The 20,221-nt window shown below is 68.4% G+C and carries 26 protein-coding genes; 16 read left to right on the top strand and 10 right to left on the bottom strand.

Annotated features, from left to right (window positions below):
- Window positions 1-35: 35 nt before the first annotated feature.
- The 8 genes from ruvB to pdxS form a co-directional block, all read right to left on the bottom strand.
- Window positions 36-1,079, bottom strand: coding sequence for a Holliday junction branch migration DNA helicase RuvB (gene ruvB, locus AC3RJ6_RS12430; protein WP_491427388.1), 1,044 nt, complete (start codon window positions 1,077-1,079; stop codon window positions 36-38).
- Window positions 1,076-1,699, bottom strand: coding sequence for a Holliday junction branch migration protein RuvA (gene ruvA, locus AC3RJ6_RS12425; protein ID WP_491427387.1), 624 nt, complete (start codon window positions 1,697-1,699; stop codon window positions 1,076-1,078). Before ruvA ends, ruvB begins: the two co-directional genes overlap by 4 nt.
- Window positions 1,696-2,325 (bottom strand): crossover junction endodeoxyribonuclease RuvC, encoded by a 630-nt coding sequence (gene ruvC / locus AC3RJ6_RS12420; protein ID WP_491427386.1) that lies wholly within the window; start codon window positions 2,323-2,325, stop codon window positions 1,696-1,698. Before ruvC ends, ruvA begins: the two co-directional genes overlap by 4 nt.
- A 10-nt stretch (window positions 2,326-2,335) precedes the next feature.
- Window positions 2,336-3,091 (bottom strand): YebC/PmpR family DNA-binding transcriptional regulator, encoded by a 756-nt coding sequence (locus AC3RJ6_RS12415; protein ID WP_491427385.1) that lies wholly within the window; start codon window positions 3,089-3,091, stop codon window positions 2,336-2,338.
- A 110-nt stretch (window positions 3,092-3,201) separates the two neighbouring features.
- The gene (locus AC3RJ6_RS12410; protein ID WP_491427384.1) at window positions 3,202-3,741 is read right to left on the bottom strand and encodes a DUF1697 domain-containing protein; all 540 of its coding nucleotides are present in this window, start codon (window positions 3,739-3,741) and stop codon (window positions 3,202-3,204) included.
- 58 nt (window positions 3,742-3,799) lie between these two features.
- A complete protein-coding gene (locus tag AC3RJ6_RS12405) occupies window positions 3,800-4,513 on the bottom strand; it encodes a hemerythrin domain-containing protein (RefSeq protein WP_491427383.1) in 714 nt (237 codons plus the stop codon).
- A gap of 74 nt (window positions 4,514-4,587) precedes the next feature.
- Window positions 4,588-5,226, bottom strand: a complete 639-nt coding sequence (gene pdxT / locus AC3RJ6_RS12400) for a pyridoxal 5'-phosphate synthase glutaminase subunit PdxT (RefSeq protein ID WP_491427382.1) — start codon at window positions 5,224-5,226, stop codon at window positions 4,588-4,590.
- Complete coding sequence (gene pdxS, locus AC3RJ6_RS12395; protein ID WP_491427381.1) at window positions 5,223-6,113, bottom strand: pyridoxal 5'-phosphate synthase lyase subunit PdxS; 891 nt, start codon at window positions 6,111-6,113, stop codon at window positions 5,223-5,225. The genes pdxT and pdxS overlap by 4 nt, the downstream gene beginning before the upstream one ends.
- Before the next feature lie 81 nt (window positions 6,114-6,194).
- On the opposite strand from pdxS, the gene AC3RJ6_RS12390 reads away from it, so the two are divergent.
- Both AC3RJ6_RS12390 and pdxY read left to right on the top strand, forming a co-directional pair.
- Window positions 6,195-7,598 carry an aminotransferase class I/II-fold pyridoxal phosphate-dependent enzyme gene (locus tag AC3RJ6_RS12390; protein ID WP_491427380.1) on the top strand — a complete coding sequence of 468 codons (1,404 nt, stop codon included), beginning with the start codon at window positions 6,195-6,197 and terminating at the stop codon, window positions 7,596-7,598.
- Window positions 7,595-8,446, top strand: coding sequence for a pyridoxal kinase PdxY (gene pdxY, locus AC3RJ6_RS12385; RefSeq protein WP_491427379.1), 852 nt, complete (start codon window positions 7,595-7,597; stop codon window positions 8,444-8,446). Before AC3RJ6_RS12390 ends, pdxY begins: the two co-directional genes overlap by 4 nt.
- A 61-nt stretch (window positions 8,447-8,507) precedes the next feature.
- Here pdxY and AC3RJ6_RS12380 read toward each other — a convergent pair whose 3' ends face one another.
- Window positions 8,508-9,071 (bottom strand): HIT family protein, encoded by a 564-nt coding sequence (locus AC3RJ6_RS12380; protein WP_491427378.1) that lies wholly within the window; start codon window positions 9,069-9,071, stop codon window positions 8,508-8,510.
- Window positions 9,068-11,047 carry a threonine--tRNA ligase gene (thrS, locus tag AC3RJ6_RS12375; RefSeq protein ID WP_491427376.1) on the bottom strand — a complete coding sequence of 660 codons (1,980 nt, stop codon included), beginning with the start codon at window positions 11,045-11,047 and terminating at the stop codon, window positions 9,068-9,070. The genes AC3RJ6_RS12380 and thrS overlap by 4 nt, the downstream gene beginning before the upstream one ends.
- Before the next feature lie 288 nt (window positions 11,048-11,335).
- On the opposite strand from thrS, the gene AC3RJ6_RS12370 reads away from it, so the two are divergent.
- The 14 genes from AC3RJ6_RS12370 (at window position 11,336) to AC3RJ6_RS12305 (ending at window position 19,951) form a co-directional block, all read left to right on the top strand.
- Window positions 11,336-13,384: a glycosyl hydrolase family 28-related protein gene (locus AC3RJ6_RS12370; protein ID WP_491427375.1), complete on the top strand. Its 2,049-nt coding sequence runs from the start codon at window positions 11,336-11,338 to the stop codon at window positions 13,382-13,384.
- A 410-nt stretch (window positions 13,385-13,794) separates the two neighbouring features.
- A complete protein-coding gene (locus tag AC3RJ6_RS12365) occupies window positions 13,795-14,955 on the top strand; it encodes a site-specific integrase (RefSeq protein ID WP_491427798.1) in 1,161 nt (386 codons plus the stop codon).
- Window positions 14,956-15,008: 53 nt separating this feature from the next.
- Window positions 15,009-15,395 carry a hypothetical protein gene (locus tag AC3RJ6_RS12360; protein WP_491427374.1) on the top strand — a complete coding sequence of 129 codons (387 nt, stop codon included), beginning with the start codon at window positions 15,009-15,011 and terminating at the stop codon, window positions 15,393-15,395.
- On the top strand, window positions 15,395-15,637 hold the full coding sequence (locus AC3RJ6_RS12355; protein ID WP_491427373.1) for a hypothetical protein: 243 nt from the start codon (window positions 15,395-15,397) through the stop codon (window positions 15,635-15,637). The genes AC3RJ6_RS12360 and AC3RJ6_RS12355 overlap by 1 nt, the downstream gene beginning before the upstream one ends.
- Window positions 15,634-15,837 carry a MerR family transcriptional regulator gene (locus tag AC3RJ6_RS12350; protein WP_491427372.1) on the top strand — a complete coding sequence of 68 codons (204 nt, stop codon included), beginning with the start codon at window positions 15,634-15,636 and terminating at the stop codon, window positions 15,835-15,837. The genes AC3RJ6_RS12355 and AC3RJ6_RS12350 overlap by 4 nt, the downstream gene beginning before the upstream one ends.
- A gap of 40 nt (window positions 15,838-15,877) precedes the next feature.
- Complete coding sequence (locus AC3RJ6_RS12345; RefSeq protein WP_491427371.1) at window positions 15,878-16,039, top strand: hypothetical protein; 162 nt, start codon at window positions 15,878-15,880, stop codon at window positions 16,037-16,039.
- Window positions 16,040-16,328: 289 nt separating this feature from the next.
- Complete coding sequence (locus AC3RJ6_RS12340; RefSeq protein WP_491427370.1) at window positions 16,329-16,523, top strand: helix-turn-helix transcriptional regulator; 195 nt, start codon at window positions 16,329-16,331, stop codon at window positions 16,521-16,523.
- Window positions 16,523-16,915: a hypothetical protein gene (locus AC3RJ6_RS12335; protein ID WP_491427369.1), complete on the top strand. Its 393-nt coding sequence runs from the start codon at window positions 16,523-16,525 to the stop codon at window positions 16,913-16,915. Before AC3RJ6_RS12340 ends, AC3RJ6_RS12335 begins: the two co-directional genes overlap by 1 nt.
- Window positions 16,912-17,934: an AAA family ATPase gene (locus AC3RJ6_RS12330; protein WP_491427368.1), complete on the top strand. Its 1,023-nt coding sequence runs from the start codon at window positions 16,912-16,914 to the stop codon at window positions 17,932-17,934. The genes AC3RJ6_RS12335 and AC3RJ6_RS12330 overlap by 4 nt, the downstream gene beginning before the upstream one ends.
- Window positions 17,931-18,167, top strand: coding sequence for a WhiB family transcriptional regulator (locus tag AC3RJ6_RS12325; RefSeq protein ID WP_491427367.1), 237 nt, complete (start codon window positions 17,931-17,933; stop codon window positions 18,165-18,167). Before AC3RJ6_RS12330 ends, AC3RJ6_RS12325 begins: the two co-directional genes overlap by 4 nt.
- Window positions 18,157-18,312 (top strand): hypothetical protein, encoded by a 156-nt coding sequence (locus AC3RJ6_RS12320; protein WP_491427366.1) that lies wholly within the window; start codon window positions 18,157-18,159, stop codon window positions 18,310-18,312. The genes AC3RJ6_RS12325 and AC3RJ6_RS12320 overlap by 11 nt, the downstream gene beginning before the upstream one ends.
- Before the next feature lie 133 nt (window positions 18,313-18,445).
- Entirely contained in the window at window positions 18,446-19,243 is a 798-nt protein-coding gene (locus tag AC3RJ6_RS12315) for a hypothetical protein (protein ID WP_491427365.1), read from the top strand.
- Between the two features lie 130 nt (window positions 19,244-19,373).
- Window positions 19,374-19,721 (top strand): terminase, encoded by a 348-nt coding sequence (locus tag AC3RJ6_RS12310; protein ID WP_491427364.1) that lies wholly within the window; start codon window positions 19,374-19,376, stop codon window positions 19,719-19,721.
- Between the two features lie 8 nt (window positions 19,722-19,729).
- A complete protein-coding gene (locus tag AC3RJ6_RS12305; RefSeq protein ID WP_491427363.1) occupies window positions 19,730-19,951 on the top strand; it encodes a hypothetical protein in 222 nt (73 codons plus the stop codon).
- Window positions 19,952-20,221: the final 270 nt, after the last annotated feature.

Genomic DNA, 20,221 nt, shown 5'->3' with positions numbered 1-20,221 from the left:
AAGTCGAGGGGCGTTGAGGGTGACGCCTCAATGGATTATAGGTCATCGATCGGAAGGACCGCTGCCGCACCGTCGGACCCCTGCGCGAGCCCGAAGTGCCGCCACGCGGCCGGGGTCGCGACCCGTCCGCGAGGGGTGCGCGTGATGAGTCCGATGCGCACGAGGAACGGCTCGACGACCGCTTCGATGGTCTCGGCCTCTTCACCGACCGACACGGCGAGCGTGTTGAGGCCGACCGGTCCGCCGCCGAAGCGCGTGAGGATCGTCTCCATCACCGCCCGGTCGAGCCGGTCGAGGCCGAGCGCGTCGACGTCGTAGAGCTCGAGCGCCGCGCGCACCGCGTCGACGTCGGCGCGGCCGGAATGCACGAGCGCGTAGTCGCGTACCCGGCGGAGCAGGCGGTTCGCGATGCGCGGCGTGCCGCGGCACCGGCCCGCGATCTCGGCGAGGGCCTCGCGATCGATGTCGAGCGACAGCATCGCGGCGGCGCGCCCGAGCACCTGCTCGAGCTCGGCCTCGTCGTAGAACTCGAGGTGGGCCGTGAACCCGAAGCGGTCGCGCAGCGGGTTCGGCAGCAGGCCCGCACGCGTCGTCGCGCCGACGAGCGTGAACGGGGCGAGGTCGAGCGGCACCGACGTCGCGCCGGCGCCCTTGCCGACCATGATGTCGATGCGGAAGTCCTCCATCGCGAGGTACAGCATCTCTTCGGCCGATCGCGCCATGCGATGGATCTCGTCGATGAAGAGCACCTCGCCCGGCACGAGCGAACTGAGGATGGCCGCGAGGTCGCCCGCGTGCTGGATCGCCGGACCGCTCGACATGCGCAGCGGCCGCCCGCCCTCGTGGGCGACGATCATGGCGAGGGTCGTCTTGCCGAGTCCGGGCGGGCCCGCGAGCAGGATGTGGTCGGGGGTGCGCTGCTGCAGCGCGGCCGCGGTGAGCAGCAGCTGCAACTGCCCCCGCACCCGCGTCTGGCCCACGAACTCCTCGAGGCTGCGCGGCCGCAGCGCGCCCTCGAACGCGAGCTCGGCCTCGGATGCGAGGACGGGATCGGTGAGGTCGTCGACCGGCCGGTTCATCGGCCGCCCCTCGCCGCCTGCTGCGCGGGCCCGAGCCGGGCGAGCGTCAACCGCAGGAGCGTCGGCACGGAGGCCTGCTCGACCTCGGTGGCGCCCGCCATCGTCTCGTCGAGTGCGTCGGCGGCGACGCGCTCGGACCAGCCGAGCCCCGTGAGCGCGGCGAGCACGCTGTCGGCCACGCCGCCTGCGGCGACGGGTGCCGCCGCCGAGCGCACCGCGGGTGCCGCGAGCTTGCCCGCGAGCGACACCGTGATGAGCTTCGCGGTCTTCGGCCCGATGCCGCTGACCTTGCGGAAGACCGCGTCGTCTTCACGGTGCACGGCCTCGGCCACCTGGTCGGGCGAGAGCGACGACAGCACGCCCAGCGCCGACTTCGGGCCCACGCCGGTCACCCCGATGAGCAGCTCGAACACGTCGAGCTCGTCACGCGTGCCGAAGCCGAAGAGGGTGAGCGAGTCTTCGCGGACGATGAGGGAGGTGTGCACCGAGAGCTCGTGCCCCTCTCGGCTCGCGAGCACGAGCGCCGGGGTGGTGTTGACCTGGAAGCCGACGCCGCCGACGTCGATGACGACGGAACTGCCGGCGGCGGCGAGCACGCGCCCGCGAAGAGAGGAGATCACTCCTTCACCCTACGGGCCGCCCCCGACACCGCTGCGGAGCGCTCAGCGGCGAGCCATGCCCGCTGCGCGGGGGTCAGCGCCGAGGCATCCGCCGTCGTCGCGGCGCCGCGACCGCCGCCCCGCGCCGCCTCGCGGATCGCCTCACCGGCGACCCCTCCGGTGCGCCAGGCGTGGCAGATCGCGAGCGCGAGCGCGTCGGCCGCGTCGGCCGGCTTCGGGACGGCCTCGAGCCCGAGGATGCGCGCGACCATCGCACCGACCTGCTTCTTGTCGGCGCGACCGTAGCCGGTGATCGCGGCCTTCACCTCGGAGGGCGTGTGCAGCGCGACGGGAAGCTCCCTGCGAGCGGCGATGAGCATCGCGACGCCCGAGATCTGCGCCGTGCCCATGATCGTGGACACGTCGGAACGGGCGAACACCCGCTCGAGCGCGACCGCCTGGGGCCGGTGCTCGTCGAAGATCGCCTCGAGGCCGTCGGCGATGCGTGCGAGCCGGCGCTCGATGGGCGCGTCGGTCGGCGACCGCAGCACGACGACGTCGACGAGCCGGGCGGTCCGATCGCCCTGCACGTCGACGACGCCGACGCCGCAGCGGGTGAGCCCGGGGTCGATACCGAGCACCCGCATGGCGATCGGCCTACTCCGCCTCGAGCTCGGCCTGCACCTCGGGGGTCAGGTCGAAGTTGCTGTAGACGTTCTGCACGTCGTCGGAGTCTTCGAGGGCATCGATGAGCCGGAACACCTTGCGCGCGGTGTCGGCGTCGATCTCGACCTTGAGGTTCGGCACGAACTCGATGTCGGCCGACTCGTAGTCGAGCCCGGCCTCCTGCAGCGCCTTGCGCACCTCGACCATCTCGGACGGGTCGGTGATGACCTCGAAGCCCTGCGCGTGCGGCTCGATCTCTTCGGCGCCGGCCTCGAGCGCGGCCATCATGACGTCGTCTTCGGTGGTGCCCTCGCCCGAGACGACGATGACGCCCTTGCGGGTGAAGTTGTACGCGACCGAACCCGGGTCGGCGAGGGTGCCGCCGTTGCGGCTGAGTCCCGTGCGCACCTCGGCGGCCGCGCGGTTCTTGTTGTCGGTCAGCACCTCGACCATGAGGGCGACGCCCGACGGGCCGTAGGCCTCGTACGTGATGCTGAGGTACTCGACGGCCTCGCCGCCGATGCCGGCGCCGCGCTTGATGGCGCGATCGATGTTGTCGTTCGGCACCGAGGTCTTCTTGGCCTTCTGCACGGCGTCGTACAGGGTCGGGTTGCCGTTCATGTCGGCGCCGCCCATCTTGGCCGCCACCTCGATGTTCTTGATGAGCTTCGCGAACGACTTCGCGCGACGCGCGTCGATGACGGCCTTCTTGTGCTTGGTCGTCGCCCACTTGGAATGCCCGGACATGCTGCTCCTGTATCGACTTCTCGGCGGGGGCGCCCGCCGAGCGTACATTCTAGTCGAGCGCGCGGTGAGCGCCCGTGATCACGCGCCCGGGATGCAGCGGCCCACCCGATTCAACCGACCAGCTTGCGGAGCGTGCGGAGGTTGCGCGTCGTGATGCTCGGCTTGAACCGGGCCTTCGCCGTCAGCTTCGAGAACGGGCTGTCGACGCCGCGCTCGCGACGGTTGTGCCAGTAGATCACCCCGTCACCCGCGGTCACCACGTCATCGACCGGGTCGAGGTCGGCCGACGAGTCGACGAGTTCGCCGAGCGCCGCCGGCGACGATGAGAACACCACGTAGGGATGCCACCCCTCGCGCTCCGCATCGAACGGGAAGCCGTCGATGACCCGCTCGAGGTCGTCGCGCGAGACGAGCACGATCCATGCCTCGTAGCCGAACCGGTCGGAGAGCGCCTGTTCGATGCGCGACTTCAGCCCCGCGGCATCCGCATCGTCATCGCCGCCGCCCGCCGAGAACGCGACGTTGCCGCTCGCGAGCACGGTGCGCACCCCGTCGAAGCCGAGCCCCCGGAAGAGCTCGGCGAGGTCGGCTGACCTCACGGTGATGCCGCCCACGTTGACCCCGCGGAGCAGGGCGATCCATTCGGTCACGTGGGCGAGCGTAGCGCCTCGTACCGACGAACCGTGCGGCACGCGCCGCCCGACCCGCTCAGACGAGCGCGGGCATCCCCTGCGGGAAGACGTCCCGCTGCCAGGCCGTGTACTTCCGGCGCATGAGCAGCACCCAGAGCAGACGGATGGGCGCCGGCAGGTTCGCCTTGAGCCAGTCGTCGCGCTCGGCGGGCGGCACGGCGTCGAGCATGAGGCCGAGCTGGATGGGCATCGCCTCCTTCGGCAGCGCCCCGCGCCCGTGCTCGCCGATCGCGTCCCATTCCGCCTGGGTGAGCACGCGGGCGGCGACGGGCACGACATCGGCCTCCTCGCGGCCGAGGTGCACCCCGAGCGTCGTACCCACGTCGTCGAGTGCCGCGGCGAGCCGCTCCCCCGTCGCCGGGTCGGCGGTCGTCCGCCACTCCCCGACGAGCGGGTCGACGACCTCGAGCAGTTCGGCGACGCGCGCGTGCTGCGCCTTCATCACGTCGACGTGCATCGAGCAGCCGGGTTCGCGTCGTTCGAGGCGGTCCCAGAGCAGCTCGTCCTCACCCTCGTGATGCACGTGCAGCCCCATGTCGATGAGGTCGACCGCTCGCGCGACGGTCTCCGCCCGCGCGAGGTCGCCGGGCGCGACCTCGCGCACGGAGCGCGGCAGTTCGCGGTACCCCCAGCGGAAGATGCGGTGGACGAGGAGGATGTCGCTCGTGTCGCACCCGGTCTCGTCGACGACGCGGTCGTCGGCTCCGGAGCTCGGCAGTCGTCTGGTCATGCGGGCGACGCTATCGGCGGGACGCGCCGACGGAATCGGTGCCGGCACTGAGACGGACGCCCCCGTTCGGGGGCTCAGACGCGCACGCCGACCTTCGACAGGAAGTACTCGTGGAAGCGGTGCTCGCCGTTGATCTCGGGGTGGAAGCTCGTGCCGAGGAGGTTGCCCTGCTCGACCGCGACGACGCGCCCGTCGTCGAGCGTCGCGAGCGCCGTCGCCGCCGGCCCGACCGACTCCACGACCGGGCCGCGGATGAAGACCGCGTGCACGGGCGGGTCGCCCAGCTCGGGGATCGCGAGATCGGTCTCGAACGACTGGTTCTGCGAGCCGAAGGCATTGCGGCGCACGACGACGTCGAGGCCGCCGAGCGACTGCTGGCCCTCGATCGCGTCGAGCACCGTGTCGGCGAGCATGATGAGCCCGGCGCACGTGCCGTAGACCGGCATCCCCGCGGCGATCGCGGCCCTCAGCGGCTCGGCGAGTCCGAACGTCCGCGACAGCTTGTCGATCACGCTCGACTCGCCGCCGGGGATCACGAGCCCGTCGACCTCGGCGAGCTCCTCGGGGCGGCGCACGAGGGTGACGCGCGCGCCGAGCGCCGCGAGCACGTGCGCGTGCTCGCGGAAGTCGCCCTGCAGTGCCAGGACCCCGACGCGGGGGCCGGCCGAGACCGGCCCCGCGTCGAGGGAGCCGGCTCGCAGCGTCGTCGTCACCAGCCGCGCTCGGCGAGGCGGTGCGGCGCGGGCAGGTCGCCGACGTTGATGCCGACCATCGCCTCGCCGAGGCCGCGCGACACCTCGGCGATGACCGACGGGTCGTCGTAGAAGGTGGTCGCCTTGACGACGGCGGCAGCGCGCGCCTCGGGGTTGCCCGACTTGAAGATGCCGGAGCCCACGAAGACGCCGTCGGCGCCGAGCTGCATCATCATGGCCGCGTCGGCCGGCGTGGCGACGCCGCCCGCGGTGAACAGCACGACCGGCAGCTTGCCGGTCTCGGCGACCTCTGCGACGAGTTCGTAGGGCGCCTGGAGCTCCTTCGCCGCGACGTAGAGCTCGTCCTTCGTCATCGAGCGCAGCGCGTTGATCTCGGAGGTGATCTTGCGGATGTGCTTCGTCGCCTCCGAGACGTCGCCCGTGCCGGCCTCGCCCTTCGAGCGGATCATCGCGGCGCCCTCGTTGATGCGACGGAGCGCCTCGCCCAGGTTGGTCGCGCCGCAGACGAAGGGCACGGTGAAGTTCCACTTGTCGATGTGGTTCACGTAGTCGGCGGGCGAGAGCACCTCGGACTCGTCGATGTAGTCGACGTCGAGCGCCTGCAGCACCTGCGCCTCGACGAAGTGGCCGATGCGGGCCTTCGCCATGACGGGGATCGAGACCTCGGCGATGATCGCCTCGATGAGGTCGGGGTCGCTCATGCGGGCGACGCCGCCCTGCGCGCGGATGTCGGCGGGGACGCGCTCGAGCGCCATGACGGCGACGGCGCCGGCGTCCTCGGCGATGCGCGCCTGCTCGGGGGTGACGACGTCCATGATGACGCCGCCCTTCAGCATCTCGGCGAGGCCGCGCTTGACGCGGTTCGAGCCCGTCTCGGGTGCGGTCACTGGGGAATCCTTTCGACGAGCGCGTGGCGTCCGCGCATCAGTACAGACCAACGGAATGATTGACCTAGGCCAAAAGATAGCATGGCTGGAGAACTGCGGAAGGATGGTGACGTGAGCATCGACATCGAGGGACGTTCGGCGGCGGAGATCGCCGAGAGCCTGCGCACGCTGATCGAACGCGGCGACCTGCGGCCCGGCGATACCCTCCCGCCGGTGCGGAGCCTCGCCGAGCAGCTCGGCGTGAACCGCAACACCGCCGTCGCCGCGTACCGTCAGCTCACGAGCGCGGGCGTGGTGGTCACGCTCGGCCGCGGCGGCACACGGGTCGCCGGCACGGCAGCCGTCGCCCAGGAGGGCTTCGCCCACGACACCGCCCTCCGCGACATCGGCACGGGCAACCCGGATGCCTCGTACATCCCCGACCCCTCACGAGCGCTTGCGACGATCGCCAGGCGTCCCGTGCTCTACGGCGAGCCGGTCATCGATCCCGGACTCGAGCGGTGGGCCGACGACTGGATGCGCGACGACCTGCCGGCCGGCACGCCGATGCGCCTCACGGTCACGAGCGGGGCCGCCGACGCCGTCGAGCGCCTGCTCGCCCAGGCGCTCACCCGCGACGACGCCGTCGCACTCGAAGATCCCTGCTTCCTCACGAGCATCCACACGGTGCGCGTCGCCGGCTACCGGCCCGTGCCCGTCGCGGTCGACGACGAGGGCATGACGGTCGAGGGCCTCCGCGCCGCGCTCGAGCAGGGCGTGCGAGCCGTCATCTGCACACCGCGCGCGCAGAACCCGACGGGAGCGAGCCTCACGGCCGGCCGCGCCGCGGCGCTTCGCGAGGTGCTGCGCGAACACCCGTACGTGCTCGTCATCGAGGACGACCACTACTCGCTGCTGTCGCAGCAGCCGTTCCAGTCCCTCATCGGCCCCGAGCACCGCCGCTGGGCGCTCGTGCGCTCGGTCTCGAAGTTCCTCGGGCCCGACATGTGCCTCGCAGTGACCGGATCGGACCCCGAGACGGCCGACCGATTGGCCATGCGGTTGACCCCCGGCACGACGTGGGTGAGCCACCTCTTGCAGCGCCTCGTGCACGCCCTCGCGACCGACCCCGTCGTCGCCGACGCCATCCGCGCCGCGGGCGAGCACTACGCCGAGCGCAACGCCGCGTTCGCCGAGCTCCTGACCTCGGCGGGCGTGCCGACGACGCCGGGCGACGGCCTCAACGTCTGGGTGCCGCTCGGGGCGCCCGCCCGCACCGTCTCCGAGCAGCTCATGCGTCGCGGCTGGCTGGCCCGCCCGGGCGACGAGTTCGCGCTCGGCGAGCGGGCTCCGTCGGATCGCCTGCGCCTCACCGTGCACGACCTCGACGACGACGACCTCCGCAAGCTCGCCGCCGACGTCGGCGCAGCGGTGCGCGCCGCCTCGGGTCGGGGTGAGCCCGCCGGACGGAACGCCCGCGTGGGAGATGCGATGATCGAACGGTGAAGATCCTCTCGATCCAGTCGGCGGTCGCCTTCGGCCACGTCGGCAACTCCGCGGCAGTGTTCCCCCTCCAGCGCATCGGCGTCGAGGTGCTTCCCGTCTACACGGTGAACTTCTCGAACCACACCGGGTACGGAGCCTGGCGCGGCCCGCTCATCTCCCCCGACGACGTGCGCGAGGTGATCACCGGCATCGAGGAGCGCGGAGTGCTCGGCGACATCGACGTCGTGCTGAGCGGCTACCAGGGCAGCGACGGCATCGCCGACGTCATCCTCGACGCCGTCTCACGAGTGAAGGCCGCCAACCCGTCGGCGATCTACGCCTGCGACCCCGTCATGGGCAACGCCAAGTCGGGCTGCTTCGTGGCGCCCGCCATCCCGGTGCTGCTGCGCGAGCGGGTCGTCCCCGCCGCCGACCTCATCACGCCCAACCAGTTCGAGCTCGGCTACCTCACGGGCACCGAGCCCGACACGCTCGAGTCGACGCTCGCCTCGGTCGACCTCGCCCGCGCCTCCGGCCCGTCGACGGTACTCGTCACGAGCGTCGAGCGACCCGACCGCGAGACCGGCACGATCGAGATGCTCGCGGTCGACGAGCGCGGGGCCTGGCTCGCGAAGACCCCCCACCTGCCGCTCAAGGCGAACGGCTCGGGCGACGTCACTGCGGCCCTCTTCACCGCGCACTACCGCCGCACGGGCGATGCGGCCGACGCCCTCGCCCGCACCATCTCGAGCGTCTACGACCTGCTCGCCACGACGCACGACTCGGGCGAGCGCGAGCTGCAGCTCGTCGAGTCGCAGGAGTTCTACGCGAATCCGCGCATGCAGTTCGAGGTGCAGCAGGTCCGCTGACCCCTCGCCGCATGACGAAGCCCCGGCCGACGACCGGGGCTTCGTCGTGTGCGGCGAATGCTCAGCGCGGCCAGCCGTCGGCGATCTCCTGGCGCACCTCGCCGAGCAGGCGCGGCAGCGCCTTCGTACCCGCGATGATGGGGAAGAAGTTCGAGTCGAGCGCCCAGCGCGGCACGATGTGCTGGTGCAGGTGCTCGGCGATGCCGGCGCCCGCGATGCGGCCCTGGTTCATGCCGATGTTGAAGCCGTCGCACCTCGAGACCTGCTTGACGACCCGCATCGCCGTCTGCGTGAGCTCGCCGATCTCGGCGACCTCCTCGGCGCTCGCCTCGTCGTACGTCGCGATGTGGCGGTACGGGCAGACCAAGAGGTGCCCCGAGTTGTACGGGAAGAGGTTGAGCAGCACGTACGCGTGCTCGCCGCGCGCGACGATGAGCGACTGCTCGTCGCTCATCTCGGGGGCGCGGCAGAACGGGCACGAATGCTCGTCGGGCTGCTGCCCCTGCTGGATGTAGACGAGCCGATGGGGGGTCCAGAGGCGCTGGAACGCATCGGGCACGCCGGCCAGGTCGGCCGAGGAGTCCGTGGGGACCCCGTCGAACTCGTCGCGGTCGTAGCTGGTCATGCGAACAGGTCGTCGCGGGTCGTCACCTGCCGGTGATCGGCGATCGACTCGCGCACGAGCGCGATCGCCCGATCGATCGGCACGCCGTTCTCCTGTGTGCCGTCGCGGAACCGGAAGCTCACCGTCTCGCCCGAGCGGTCGTTGTCGCCTGCGATGAGCTGGAACGGCACCTTCTGGGTGGTGTGCGTGCGGATCTTCTTCTGCATGCGGTCGTCGCTCACGTCGAGCTCGGCGCGCACGCCGAAGCCCTTCAGCTGCTCGATGATCGCCCCGAGGTACGGCGCGTACTCGTCGGCCACGGGGATGCCGACGACCTGGACGGGTGCGAGCCACACCGGGAAGACGCCGGCGTAGTGCTCGAGCAGGATCGCGAAGAACCGCTCGATGGAGCCGAACAGCGCCCGGTGGATCATGATCGGCCGGTGCTTCTCGCCGTCGGGGCCCATGTACTCGAGTTCGAACCGCTCGGGCAGGTTCGGGTCGACCTGCACGGTCGACAGCTGCCAGGTGCGGCCGATGGCGTCGCGGGTCTTGAGGTCGATCTTGGGGCCGTAGAAGGCGGCCTCTCCCGGCACCTCGGTGAGCTTCAGCCCGCTCGCGACCGCGACGTTGCGCAGCGCGTTCGTCGAGTACTCCCAGAACTCGTCGGTGCCGATCCACTTCGACTTCTCGTCGTCGCGCATCGACAGCTCGAGCTCGAAGTCCTCGAGGCCGAAGTCGCGCAGCATCGAGATGACGAACTCGAGCACGCGGGTCGCCTCCTCCTCGAGCTGCTCGGGGGTGACGAAGAGGTGCGAGTCGTCCTGGGTGAAGCCGCGCACGCGGGTGAGGCCGTGCAGCGCGCCCGAGAGCTCGTTGCGGTACACGGTGCCGTTCTCGGCGAGCCGCATCGGCAGGTCGCGGTAGCTGCGCGCGCGCTCCTTGTAGATGAGGATGTGCATCGGGCAGTTCATGGGCTTCAGGTAGTAGTCCTGGCCCTGCTTCGTCACGTTGCCCTCGGCGTCCCGCTCCTCGTCCATGACGATCGGCGGGAACATGCCCTCGCGGTAGGTGACGAGGTGGTTCGACTGGAGGAAGAGATCCTCCTTCGAGATGTGCGGCGTGTACACGTAGGTGTAGCCGCCCGCGATGTGGCGCCGGCGGGCGTGCTGCTCCATCTCGCCGCGCACGATGCCGCCCTTGGGGTGCCAGACCGAGAGCCCCGAGCCGATCTCGTCGGGGAAGCTGAACAGGTCGAGCTCCTTGCCGAGCTTGCGGTGGTCGCGCTTCGCGGCCTCTTCGAGCCGGTGCTGGTAGGCGCGCAGCTCGTCCTTCGTGGGCCACGCGGTGCCGTAGATGCGCTGGAGCTGCGGGTTCTTCTCGCTCCCGCGCCAGTAGGCGCCGGCGACGCGCTGCAGCGCCCAGCCGTTGCCGATCATGCGCGTGTTCGGCAGGTGCGGCCCGCGGCAGAGGTCCTTCCAGGCGACCTCGCCCGTCTTGGGGTCGACGTTGTCGTAGATGGTGAGCTCACCGGCGCCGACCTCGACGTTCTCGTTGTCACCGCCGCTCGAGGCGCTGCCCTTGAGCCCGATCAGCTCGAGCTTGTAGGGCTCCGACGCGAGCTCGGCCCGCGCCTCGTCGTCGGTCACGACCCGGCGCACGAACCGCTGGCCGGCGCGGATGATGCGCGCCATCTCCTTGTCGAGCGCCTTGAGGTCGTCCGTCGAGAAGGCCTCGGCGACGTCGAAGTCGTAGTAGAACCCGTCGGTGACGGGCGGGCCGATGCCGAGCTTCGCCTCGGGGTTCACGTTCTGCACCGCCTGCGCGAGCACGTGCGCAGTCGAGTGGCGCAGGATGTTGAGCCCGTCGGGCGAGTCGATCGTCACGGGCTCGACGACGTCGGCGTCCGTCACCGTCGTGGCGAGGTCCTTGAGCTCGCCGTTGACGCGCATCGCGACAACGGAACGGTCGGTGAAGAGCTCGAAGCCGTCAGCCACCTGGATCCACTCCTTGATTCTCGAAACGAACCCTTCAACTGTAGTCGGCCGTCACCCCCTGCTCGGGCGCACGGCTTGCGCCGGAATCCACGCAAGCCGATGCCTCGTCCCGCGGCCGACTTGCGACCGCTTGCGCTTGCTCGTGCAAGAACTCGATAATTCTGCGACATTTCAGGTCAACGACTTGTGGCATCTGGTTCCACGCTCCTAGGGTCGGCCGCATCCGGGCCGATCCGCTGCCCGCGAGCTGTCCGATGAACGCACACGACTCGAGAGGACCGTGCCGACATGACCCGCCGCTCCCCCGCACGCAGACCACGATCGGCCGCCGGCGCCGCCCTCGTGATCGCCGTCGCCGCGACCGCGCTGCTCGCCGCTCCGGCGACGGCGACGGCCGCGCCGAAACCGCCCTCGGCACCCGCGCCGCACCTCACGCGCGCGGCGCTCGACCCGGCCCTCGTCGCCGGCCGCGGTGCCGACGTGCCCTTCCTCGAGCAGGAGGCCGAGCACGCGACGACCACCGGCACCGTGCTCGCGCCGAGTCGCGACGCGTACACGCTCGCCGCCGAGGCCTCCGGCCGCTCGGCCGTGCAGCTCGCCCCTGGCCAGTACGTCGAGTTCACCCTGCCCGAGCGCACGAACGCGATCACCGTCCGCTACTCGATCCCCGACGCGCCGCACGGCGGCGGCATCGAGGCCCCGCTCGAGGTGACCGTCGACGGCAAGCAGCAGCGCACGATGACCCTCACGAGCGAGTACTCGTGGCTGTACAACCAGTACCCGTTCACGAACGACCCGAACGCCGGACTCCTCCACCCCGACTGGTGGATCACCGAGTGCGGCTGCGTCCCCGGCGAGGACTACGAGGTCGAGAAGCCGTTCCGTCCGATGCACTTCTACGACGAGCAGCGTCTGCTGCTCACGAAGACCTACCGGGCCGGCGACGTCCTGCGGCTGACGGCGCCGGCCGGCACGAACGCGGCGCTCACGACGATCGACCTCGTCGACACCGAGCTCGTCGCGCCGCCGTTGCGCAGCCCGGGCGCGGCGAACGTGCTCGCATTCGGAGCCGACCCGACCGGCCGACGCGACGCCGCCCCCGCGATCGAGCGGGCCATCGCCTTCGCGAAGCGCACCGGCGTCTCCGTCTACCTGCCGCCCGGCACCTTCCGCGTCGATCGGCACATCGTCGTCGACGACGTCACGATCGAAGGTGCGGGCAACTGGCACACGATCGTCAGCGGCTCCGAGGTCGCCCTCGACGGCCCGGCCCCCGACGGGTCGGTGCACACGGGCGTGGGCTTCTACGGGCGGGATGCCTCGGAGGGCGGCAGCTCGAACGTGCACCTGTCGGGATTCACGATCCGCGGCGACGTCGCCGAGCGCATCGACACCGACCAGGTGAACGGCGTCGGCGGTGCGATGAGCGACTCCACCATCGAGGGCCTCTACATCGAGCACACGAAGGTGGGCATGTGGTTCGACGGGCCGATGAGCGGCCTCGTCGTGCGCGACAACATCATCGTCGACCAGGTGGCCGACGCCCTCAACTTCCACACGGGCGTGACGGATTCGACGGTCGAGCACAACTTCGTGCGCAACACCGGCGACGACGGGCTCGCGATGTGGTCGGAGGCCACGGCGAACGCCCGCAACACCTTCGCGCGCAACACGGTGCAGACGCCGACCCTCGCGAACGGCATCGCGATCTACGGCGGCGCCGACAACACCGTCACCGGCAACCTCGTCGCCGACCCGATCCGCGAGGGCAGCGGCATCCACGTCGGCGCTCGATTCGGCGCCGAGCCGTTCACCGGCAGCCTCGCCATCACCGACAACACGACGGTTCGCGCCGGCACCTACGAGCTCAACTGGAACATCGGGCTCGGTGCGATCTGGTTCTTCGCCCTCGACCGGTCGATCGACGCGGCCGACATCACGGTGTCGGGCGACCACTACCTCGACAGCACCTACAACGCGATCATGCTCGTGACCGACTGGCCCGTGAAGGACGTCCACCGCATCGAGCACGTCGCCTTCCGCGACGTCCGCATCGACGGCACCGGGACCTCGGTGCTCAGCGCCCGCACCGCGGGCGGCGCGTCGTTCGCGAACGTCGACGCCCGCAACGTCGGCGCCGTCGGCATCAACAACTGCGGTGCGTTCGGCTTCACGTCGGCCGGCTCCGAGTTCACGGTGACGGACCTCGGCGGCAATGACGGCGGGGGCACGACCGGCCCGTGGCTCGCGCCGTGGGAGCTGCCGAACACGATCACCTGCGACGACCGACCGCCGCGCATCGCACCGCCGGCACCGAGCGCGTGGACGCAGCCCTGACCCGCCCGAGCGGAATTGCCCCGAACGGGGGTGTACCCCGAAGCGGGCATTTCGGGGGACAATTCCCCGTGGACCGACCGCGTGTCGGCCCACCGGATCCCGGTGAAAGCGAAAGCCGGTCACCGGGGTCCGGCCCCCTCCCATCGCGCGTGTGATGCCGCGCCGCAATTGGCTCACCGACGGAGCCGTCGCACGCGGAGACGAGAAAAGCCCCGGCGGCGCCGGGGCTTTCGTTGTGGTGGGCGATACTGGGATCGAAACTGTATCCGTGCTACTGGGAAGTTCGGCGCAGTCTCGCCGCTCTCGCCCGTTATCTAGCGGATGTCGGCGGATCGTGTTAAGGTCACTGCATGTCGCAACCGGACACGAGTGGACACGAGATATTGCACAGTAATGCACGCCGTGCTCCAGTGCCCGCGAAAAAGCGGAAGCGACGCGAGAGCTTCGGGTCGATCCGCAAGCTCCCATCTGGTCGATACCAGGCGAGTTACCTCGACCCCAACGGGCAACTGACTGAGAAGGGGAACGTGGTTCGCCACAACTCCCCCCACACGTTCGATGGTGTCGAGGATGCTCGAGCATGGCTTCGACGCGTGAGCGTAGCGATAGATGACGGCACGTGGATAGAACGGGCAGCGGTCGCGAGCGGCGGCACGTTCAGGGAGTTCGCCAACGACTGGTTGAGCACGCGCGTAAATCGTCGGGGCGAACATCTCCGTCCCCGCACTCGCGTTGAGTACGAACGACTGCTCGCTGGCCCGCTCGACTCGTTCGCCGACCTGCCTGTGAAGAAGATCGCGCCGGATGTCGTGCGCCGCTGGTACGCCGCGCAGATCACCACGGGTCACCAGACGCAGACCGCTCGCGCCTACTCACTATTGAAGTCGATCCTGACGACGGCAGTTCAGGACGGGCTTATCCCGTCGAACCCCTGCCAGATCCGCGGCGCTGCGAACGCCTCGAGCGGACGGAAGATCACTCCCCCGACCTCGGCTGAGCTCGCCACGATGGCCAATGCGATTGCCCCTCGGTTCAAGGCTGCGGTTCTGCTGGCAGCTTGGGGAGCGCTCCGATACGGCGAACTCACCGAGCTTCGTCGCAAGGACGTCACCACCGTCGCCGATGAGACGTTCGTGGTGTCGGTATCGCGGGCCGTTACGCACACGACGGGGCGCGGTTACATCGTCGGCCCGACCAAGTCAGCGGCTGGCGTACGAGTCATCACACTGCCGCCCCATGTGAATAGCGCGATCGAGAATCACTTGCGCCGACATGTTGCGACGGGACCGGAGGCGCTTCTCTTTCCAGCGCCAGATGGTGTCGGGCACCTAGCCGAGTCGTCATTCGTGAGGGCTTGGTATCCCGCTCGCAAGGCTGCTGGTCGCGAGGATCTGCCGTTCCATGCTCTCCGCCATTACGGGGCGACGAAGTATGCGCAGACCGGGGCGACGTTGAAGGAGATTCAAGAACGACTCGGGCACTCGACGGTTGCTGCTGCGATGAAGTACCAGCACGCAGCCGGACGTGACGCTGAGCTCGCTCGACGGATGAGCGAGTTGGAAGAGACGTAGCCCCACCCGGGGTTATGAAGAGACCCCCGCACCTGTTGGAGCAGGCCGGGGGCATGGATATCGATCGAGAAAGGATCGAGATCATGGTCAAGTCTATTGAAGCGACGGCATCTGACCTCAGTGCACGCCCTGAGGCGAGCGCCGACATCTGGACTTTGCGAACAGTGCCGTGCGACAACCCAAATTGTCTCGATGCTGAGCACACCCTGGGCGAAGGTGAGGACTACGTCATTCACGTGGCCGCTCGGGCTGAGCACGGTTCCGTCGCACTCGAGATCTACCAAGCACCCGAGGACGGCGTCTGGAAGTTGGATGTGTACGCCGACTTCATCGCCCGAACAGACGGCGTCACGGAAGACCAGGCCGAAGCACTTGCCGAGGATCTCAAGGTCTTCGCGAACCGGGTCGAGTTGCTGAACCAGCGAGCGGCGAACCGCTGATGGCTGTCGTCGAGACCGCGCACCCATACGTCACCGTGCGGAATTGGTGTGCAAGCCTGCATCTCACGATCAGAAAGCCAGTCGGCGTCGACTGGTACACGATCACGGCTCCCAATGGGCAGATCGTCTTCGAAGGCGACTATGACGACACGGAGATGTTCGTAGCTGTAGCCCGCGACCAGAATCGTGGCTACAGTCCTGTACCCGAACTCGACGCTTCAAAACTCAGGGAGGCACCATGATCGTTCGACTCGAAGCATGGCCGGCACTCATGACCAGAGAACTCGCCGCCGCGTACATCAGTGGTTCACTACGCGATATCGATGAGATGAAGAACAGGCGCGAAATCACGGCGTACGGAAAGCAGAAGCTGATCAAGTTCAAGAAGACCGACCTCGACGCCTGGATCGAGAGCCTTCCTGAACGGGCCTCGACGAGATAACTGGCAGTGGCGGGCGCGTCGTTTGCTGGATAGCTACGGCGTGTCCGCCTTCCTGCCGGACTCGCCGGCCGGCTTCGCGCGAATGCCGGAAGGCACGTTGATGGGTCTCACGGCGTGGCCCGAGGGTTTCAGCGTTGACGACTGGCGCGAACTCACGGCCGCGATCGTTGACCTCGCGCGGATGCCCTCGCCTCAAGCCTGAGCGTGTTAGCCTGTACCTACAGCGAATTAGTGTGCCTACTGGCAGGATCTGATACCGTTGAAGCACACAGGACGAGTGTGCGAAGAATCCAACGCCCCGCAAGGGGCGTTTTGCTTTTAACCACCAGTGGCCGACATGTCTGGACACTGGCACATCTGAATAGGTAGCAACCCACGCCCCTGACGGGGCAATCCACCGATACGGAGGAGCCCCGTCACTGGGGAGAACTCCGTCCATCACAAGAAGGCGCAGCCAATGGCTGCGCCTTTTGGCGTTTAAGGAGCCAGGTATGACGACGGACACCCCAGAGTGGGGCTCGATCAGGCAGGCCGCCACCTACTGGAACACTTCGGAGAAGACGATTCGTCGCCGCATCGCAGACGGCACACTTCGTGCGAAGCGGTTCGGTCCCCGCCTCATCCGTGTGGACATGATCCACCTGCAGAACCTCGGAAACGACCTCCAGGTCGGAGGTGGCTACTGATGAGCGCAGAACGAGAAAGCCGCCCGGGGGCAAACCGGACGGCCAACAAAGAAACTCTCACCAACAGCGTACCGGTCGACGAGCAGACCCGGGCGGAACCCCACCTCATCGGTGCGAGCGTCGAGAAGGCGCTTGACTCCGCTCTCTGGCGGTTGGTCGCAGGTGAAATCGGACTGCACGAGCTAACCCCAGCTCTGTCCGCCTGGTACTCAATCGGGCACGCGCATGGCGTCGACTCCTGCAAGCAGCAGATCGCCCGCCTCGAGTTGGAGGCAGACCGGCTCTACCTGTATGCATTCAACCCCCGGGATCGCGCCGACATCATCCGGAAGCGGATGGATGAGCACTTCGCGGCCGAATGGGACCGGTTCGTCGGAGGTGATGCCCGATGAACGGAGTGTTCAACGCGACCTGGCTCATGAGCCAGCATTTCCCTGCCGTGGAGTACGCCGTACCGGGTGTCATCCCCGAGGGTTTCACGCTCCTCGCGGGCGCCCCGAAAGCGGGCAAGTCGTGGTTCGCGCTCGACCTGGCGTACCAGATCGCGACGGGTGGGACCGCGCTCGGCAGGTTGCCTGTGGGTCATCGCCGGCCTGTTTTGTACGCGGCGCTCGAGGACGGTCCCCGGCGTCTCCAGTCGCGTCTTCATGCGCTCGGTGTCACGGAAGGGCCGCCGCATCTTGATTTCGCGACGACCCTTCCAGGCGACCCGATCGCGACGCTCCGAGATTGGATGTCAGATGCTGCAGGTACGAACCCAGTGATCATCCTCGACACGCTCGGCAAGGTCGAACGATCGGCACGTGGCGGCGAGACCGATTACGCCCGTGACTACCGCGTGGGCGGCGAGCTCAAGGCGCTGACAGACAGCAACCCAGGGTCATCACTCGTTGCCGTCCATCACACCCGAAAGGCGGTCTCGGAGGACTTCCTGGACATGGTGAGCGGCACGCAGGGGCTCGCCGGCTCCGCAGACAGCATCGTCGTGCTGCGCCGCAACCGCACCGAAACCAGCGGGTGCCTGTCAGTGACCTCCCGTGATGCCGCCGAAGGCGAGTACCGGGTTGAACTCGACGGGCATCGATGGACCCTCGTCGGCGACTCGCTCGAAGCCGCAGCAGCAGCACAGTCAGAAGCGAAGGCGACAGACAACGTCGGGAGCGACATGGCCACACTGATCGCCGAGGTGCAGCGGCATCCGCAAGGCGTCTCGCCGAAGGATCTCAAGCAGGGGCTTCCGAGCATCGCCGGGAAGGTCGACGTGTACCTGCAACGTGCCGCCGAGGGTGGGCGAATCGTGAAGCTCCAGAGAGGTCTCTACGGGCCTGTTAGTTCCGTTAGCTCTGTGAGTTTCGAGGGCGGTTCTAACGAACCTGACACTTCTGACACCCCATTGGAGTTCGTCGCATGAGGGGCGAAGCAGCGTTTATCGCACTGCAAGACGCGATGCAGCACACCGATCCCCTGTGCCTCAACGACCCCCGCTTCGTCGCCGACCAACTCAGTCCGGCCGACGCAATCGAATGTCGCGAACTCTGCACCCTATGCCCGCTGCGGGCCGCGTGCGAGACCTACGCGCAAGAAGGGAGACCCGCCGCGGGGTTCTGGGCGGGTCGGAGACGAGGAACAACGAATGGCAATTGACCACATCGGCCGGGAGGGCGGCTGGGGCACCTGTCAGGACTGCACCGGCAAGATCCGCTGCGTCGAACTCACAACCGGCTTCTTCGTCTGGATGGTCCTGCACCACGACGACACCTGCCCGCAATTGCAGGAAGCAACCTGCTGACCAAGGAGACCACCATGACCGACGACGACGAGTACCGGCAGTTCGTTCGGAACCTCTTCAACCCGCCTCAAGACGAAGAAGAGCACAGGCCGGAACAGACCTTCATCAACCTTTTCAACCAGGAGTAGACCACATGTCCCGAATCATCACCCAGCTCGTCACCACCATGCTTCGCGCCGCCGAACAGCACTCCGCGAAGCTCGACCCCACGCTGCGTAAGACCATCAACACTCAACTCGACAACACCCACGCCGTGAGCAACCTCAACCTCGACGGCCCCAGCGTCGCCGAAGCCGTGCTCACAGCGGTCAGCGAAGGACGGAACCCCGTCGAAGACACCACCGTCCACCAGGCGATCGTCCGCGAACGGATCGGGCAGGTTGACACCGTGACGCGACTCACGGACCACGCCCGTCACCAGCTCATGCAGACGGTGACCGAGTACGCAGACGAGATCGTGGCAGCCTTCCAGCCGGCCTACAACGCGGCAGCAGCCGAACTCACCCAGCACGCTGAAACGTTGCGCCGCACCGGCATCGAAGAGCTCGAGTCCAGTGCCCTGACACGAGCCAACGTCGAGGTGGCGACGGCAGCAGCGAAGTCACGTGAAGCCATCGCAACCCTGATCTCGATCGACAACGCTCTCAAGCCGCTGCTCGTCGCCGTGGGCAGGCTCGACGGCACCCCGCTCGGACGCGTGGTCCGATGCGTGGACCCCGGCAACGCATCCGCGGCAGAACTCGTCCGACTCGGGAACGCGGAACCGTGGCCCGCGGTCATGGCAGGATTCACCGTCAGCCTGGCAACGCCCACCGAGACGCAAGAGCGGGTCGACCGAGCCAACGCCTCGACTGTGGTTGCCGAGCGTGAAGCGAACCGCGACCTCGTGCAGGAAGCCCGAGCCGCTGCGTACGCGCAGTCCCGAGCATGAGCACCACCCGGGGGACCGCCCCTGCCCCCTTCTCCAATACCTCCCGGGCTACGCGGTTTACCCCTCCAGAGGCTGGATGCATCGCCCTATCGGGCGGAAACACCCGTGTTTTCAGGGATTGGAGGCATGAATGAGCGCAGAAACTCGTGCTCCAAGGGGGTTGAAGGCGGGTGGTCGACGGCTTTGGCGGCAGGTTAGCGAGGATTTCGAGCTGGGTCAGCACGAAATGGCGGTACTTTTGGCGGCTTGTCGCATCGTCGACACCCTGGATCGGCTGCAAGCGGTTATCGACGACGGGGACGTGATCGTGTCGTCGCCGCAGGGTGTGAAGGCCCACCCCGCCGTGGTCGAGTTCCGTCAGCAGGCGACCACGTTGGCCCGGTGCATGGCGTCGCTTCGGATTCCGTTCGACGACGACGAGGGCATTGGCCGGTTGCCGCAGCAGCGGGTGGGCGTGCGTTCGCCGAGGGTCCGATGAGACGGCGCGTGCCGCAGGAGGTGAAGGATCTGGCTGCCCCGGATCTGCCGCCCTTCGTCGATGATTTGACGTTGCCCGCGAGTGAGCGGGTGCGTCGTTGGGAGGAATGGATGGAGACCCATTTCCGGCCGGCCGAGGAGGCTCGGGCGGCGTATGAGGCGCGAACGGGGCGTGTCTTCGTTGAGGTGCTGGTGATGCCGGATGCCCCGTTTGATCCGGAGTCGGTGTGAGACGGCGGCGACCGGACGACCGTCTGAACGCGGAGGAGACGGTGGCCCTGTATGAGCGGGCGAAGGCCGAAGCGGCGCGGTGGAGTCTCGAGGCACAGCGGGCGCATGTACGGGCCGTGCTCGAGTCGTATGGCACCGACGTTGTGCGGGTGCTTCGCGCGCGCCGCTGGATTCGACACGGTCGACCCGCCGACTACGAGTGGGATCGCTAGCAACAGAACACAAACGGGGACCGGACAACTCGCCCGGTCCCCTTCGCATTAATCGTGG

The organism is Agromyces cucurbitae, assembly GCF_058349945.1.
Note: the sequence above shows the minus strand (reverse complement) of the source record. Positions and strands in the feature narration are given on the sequence as shown.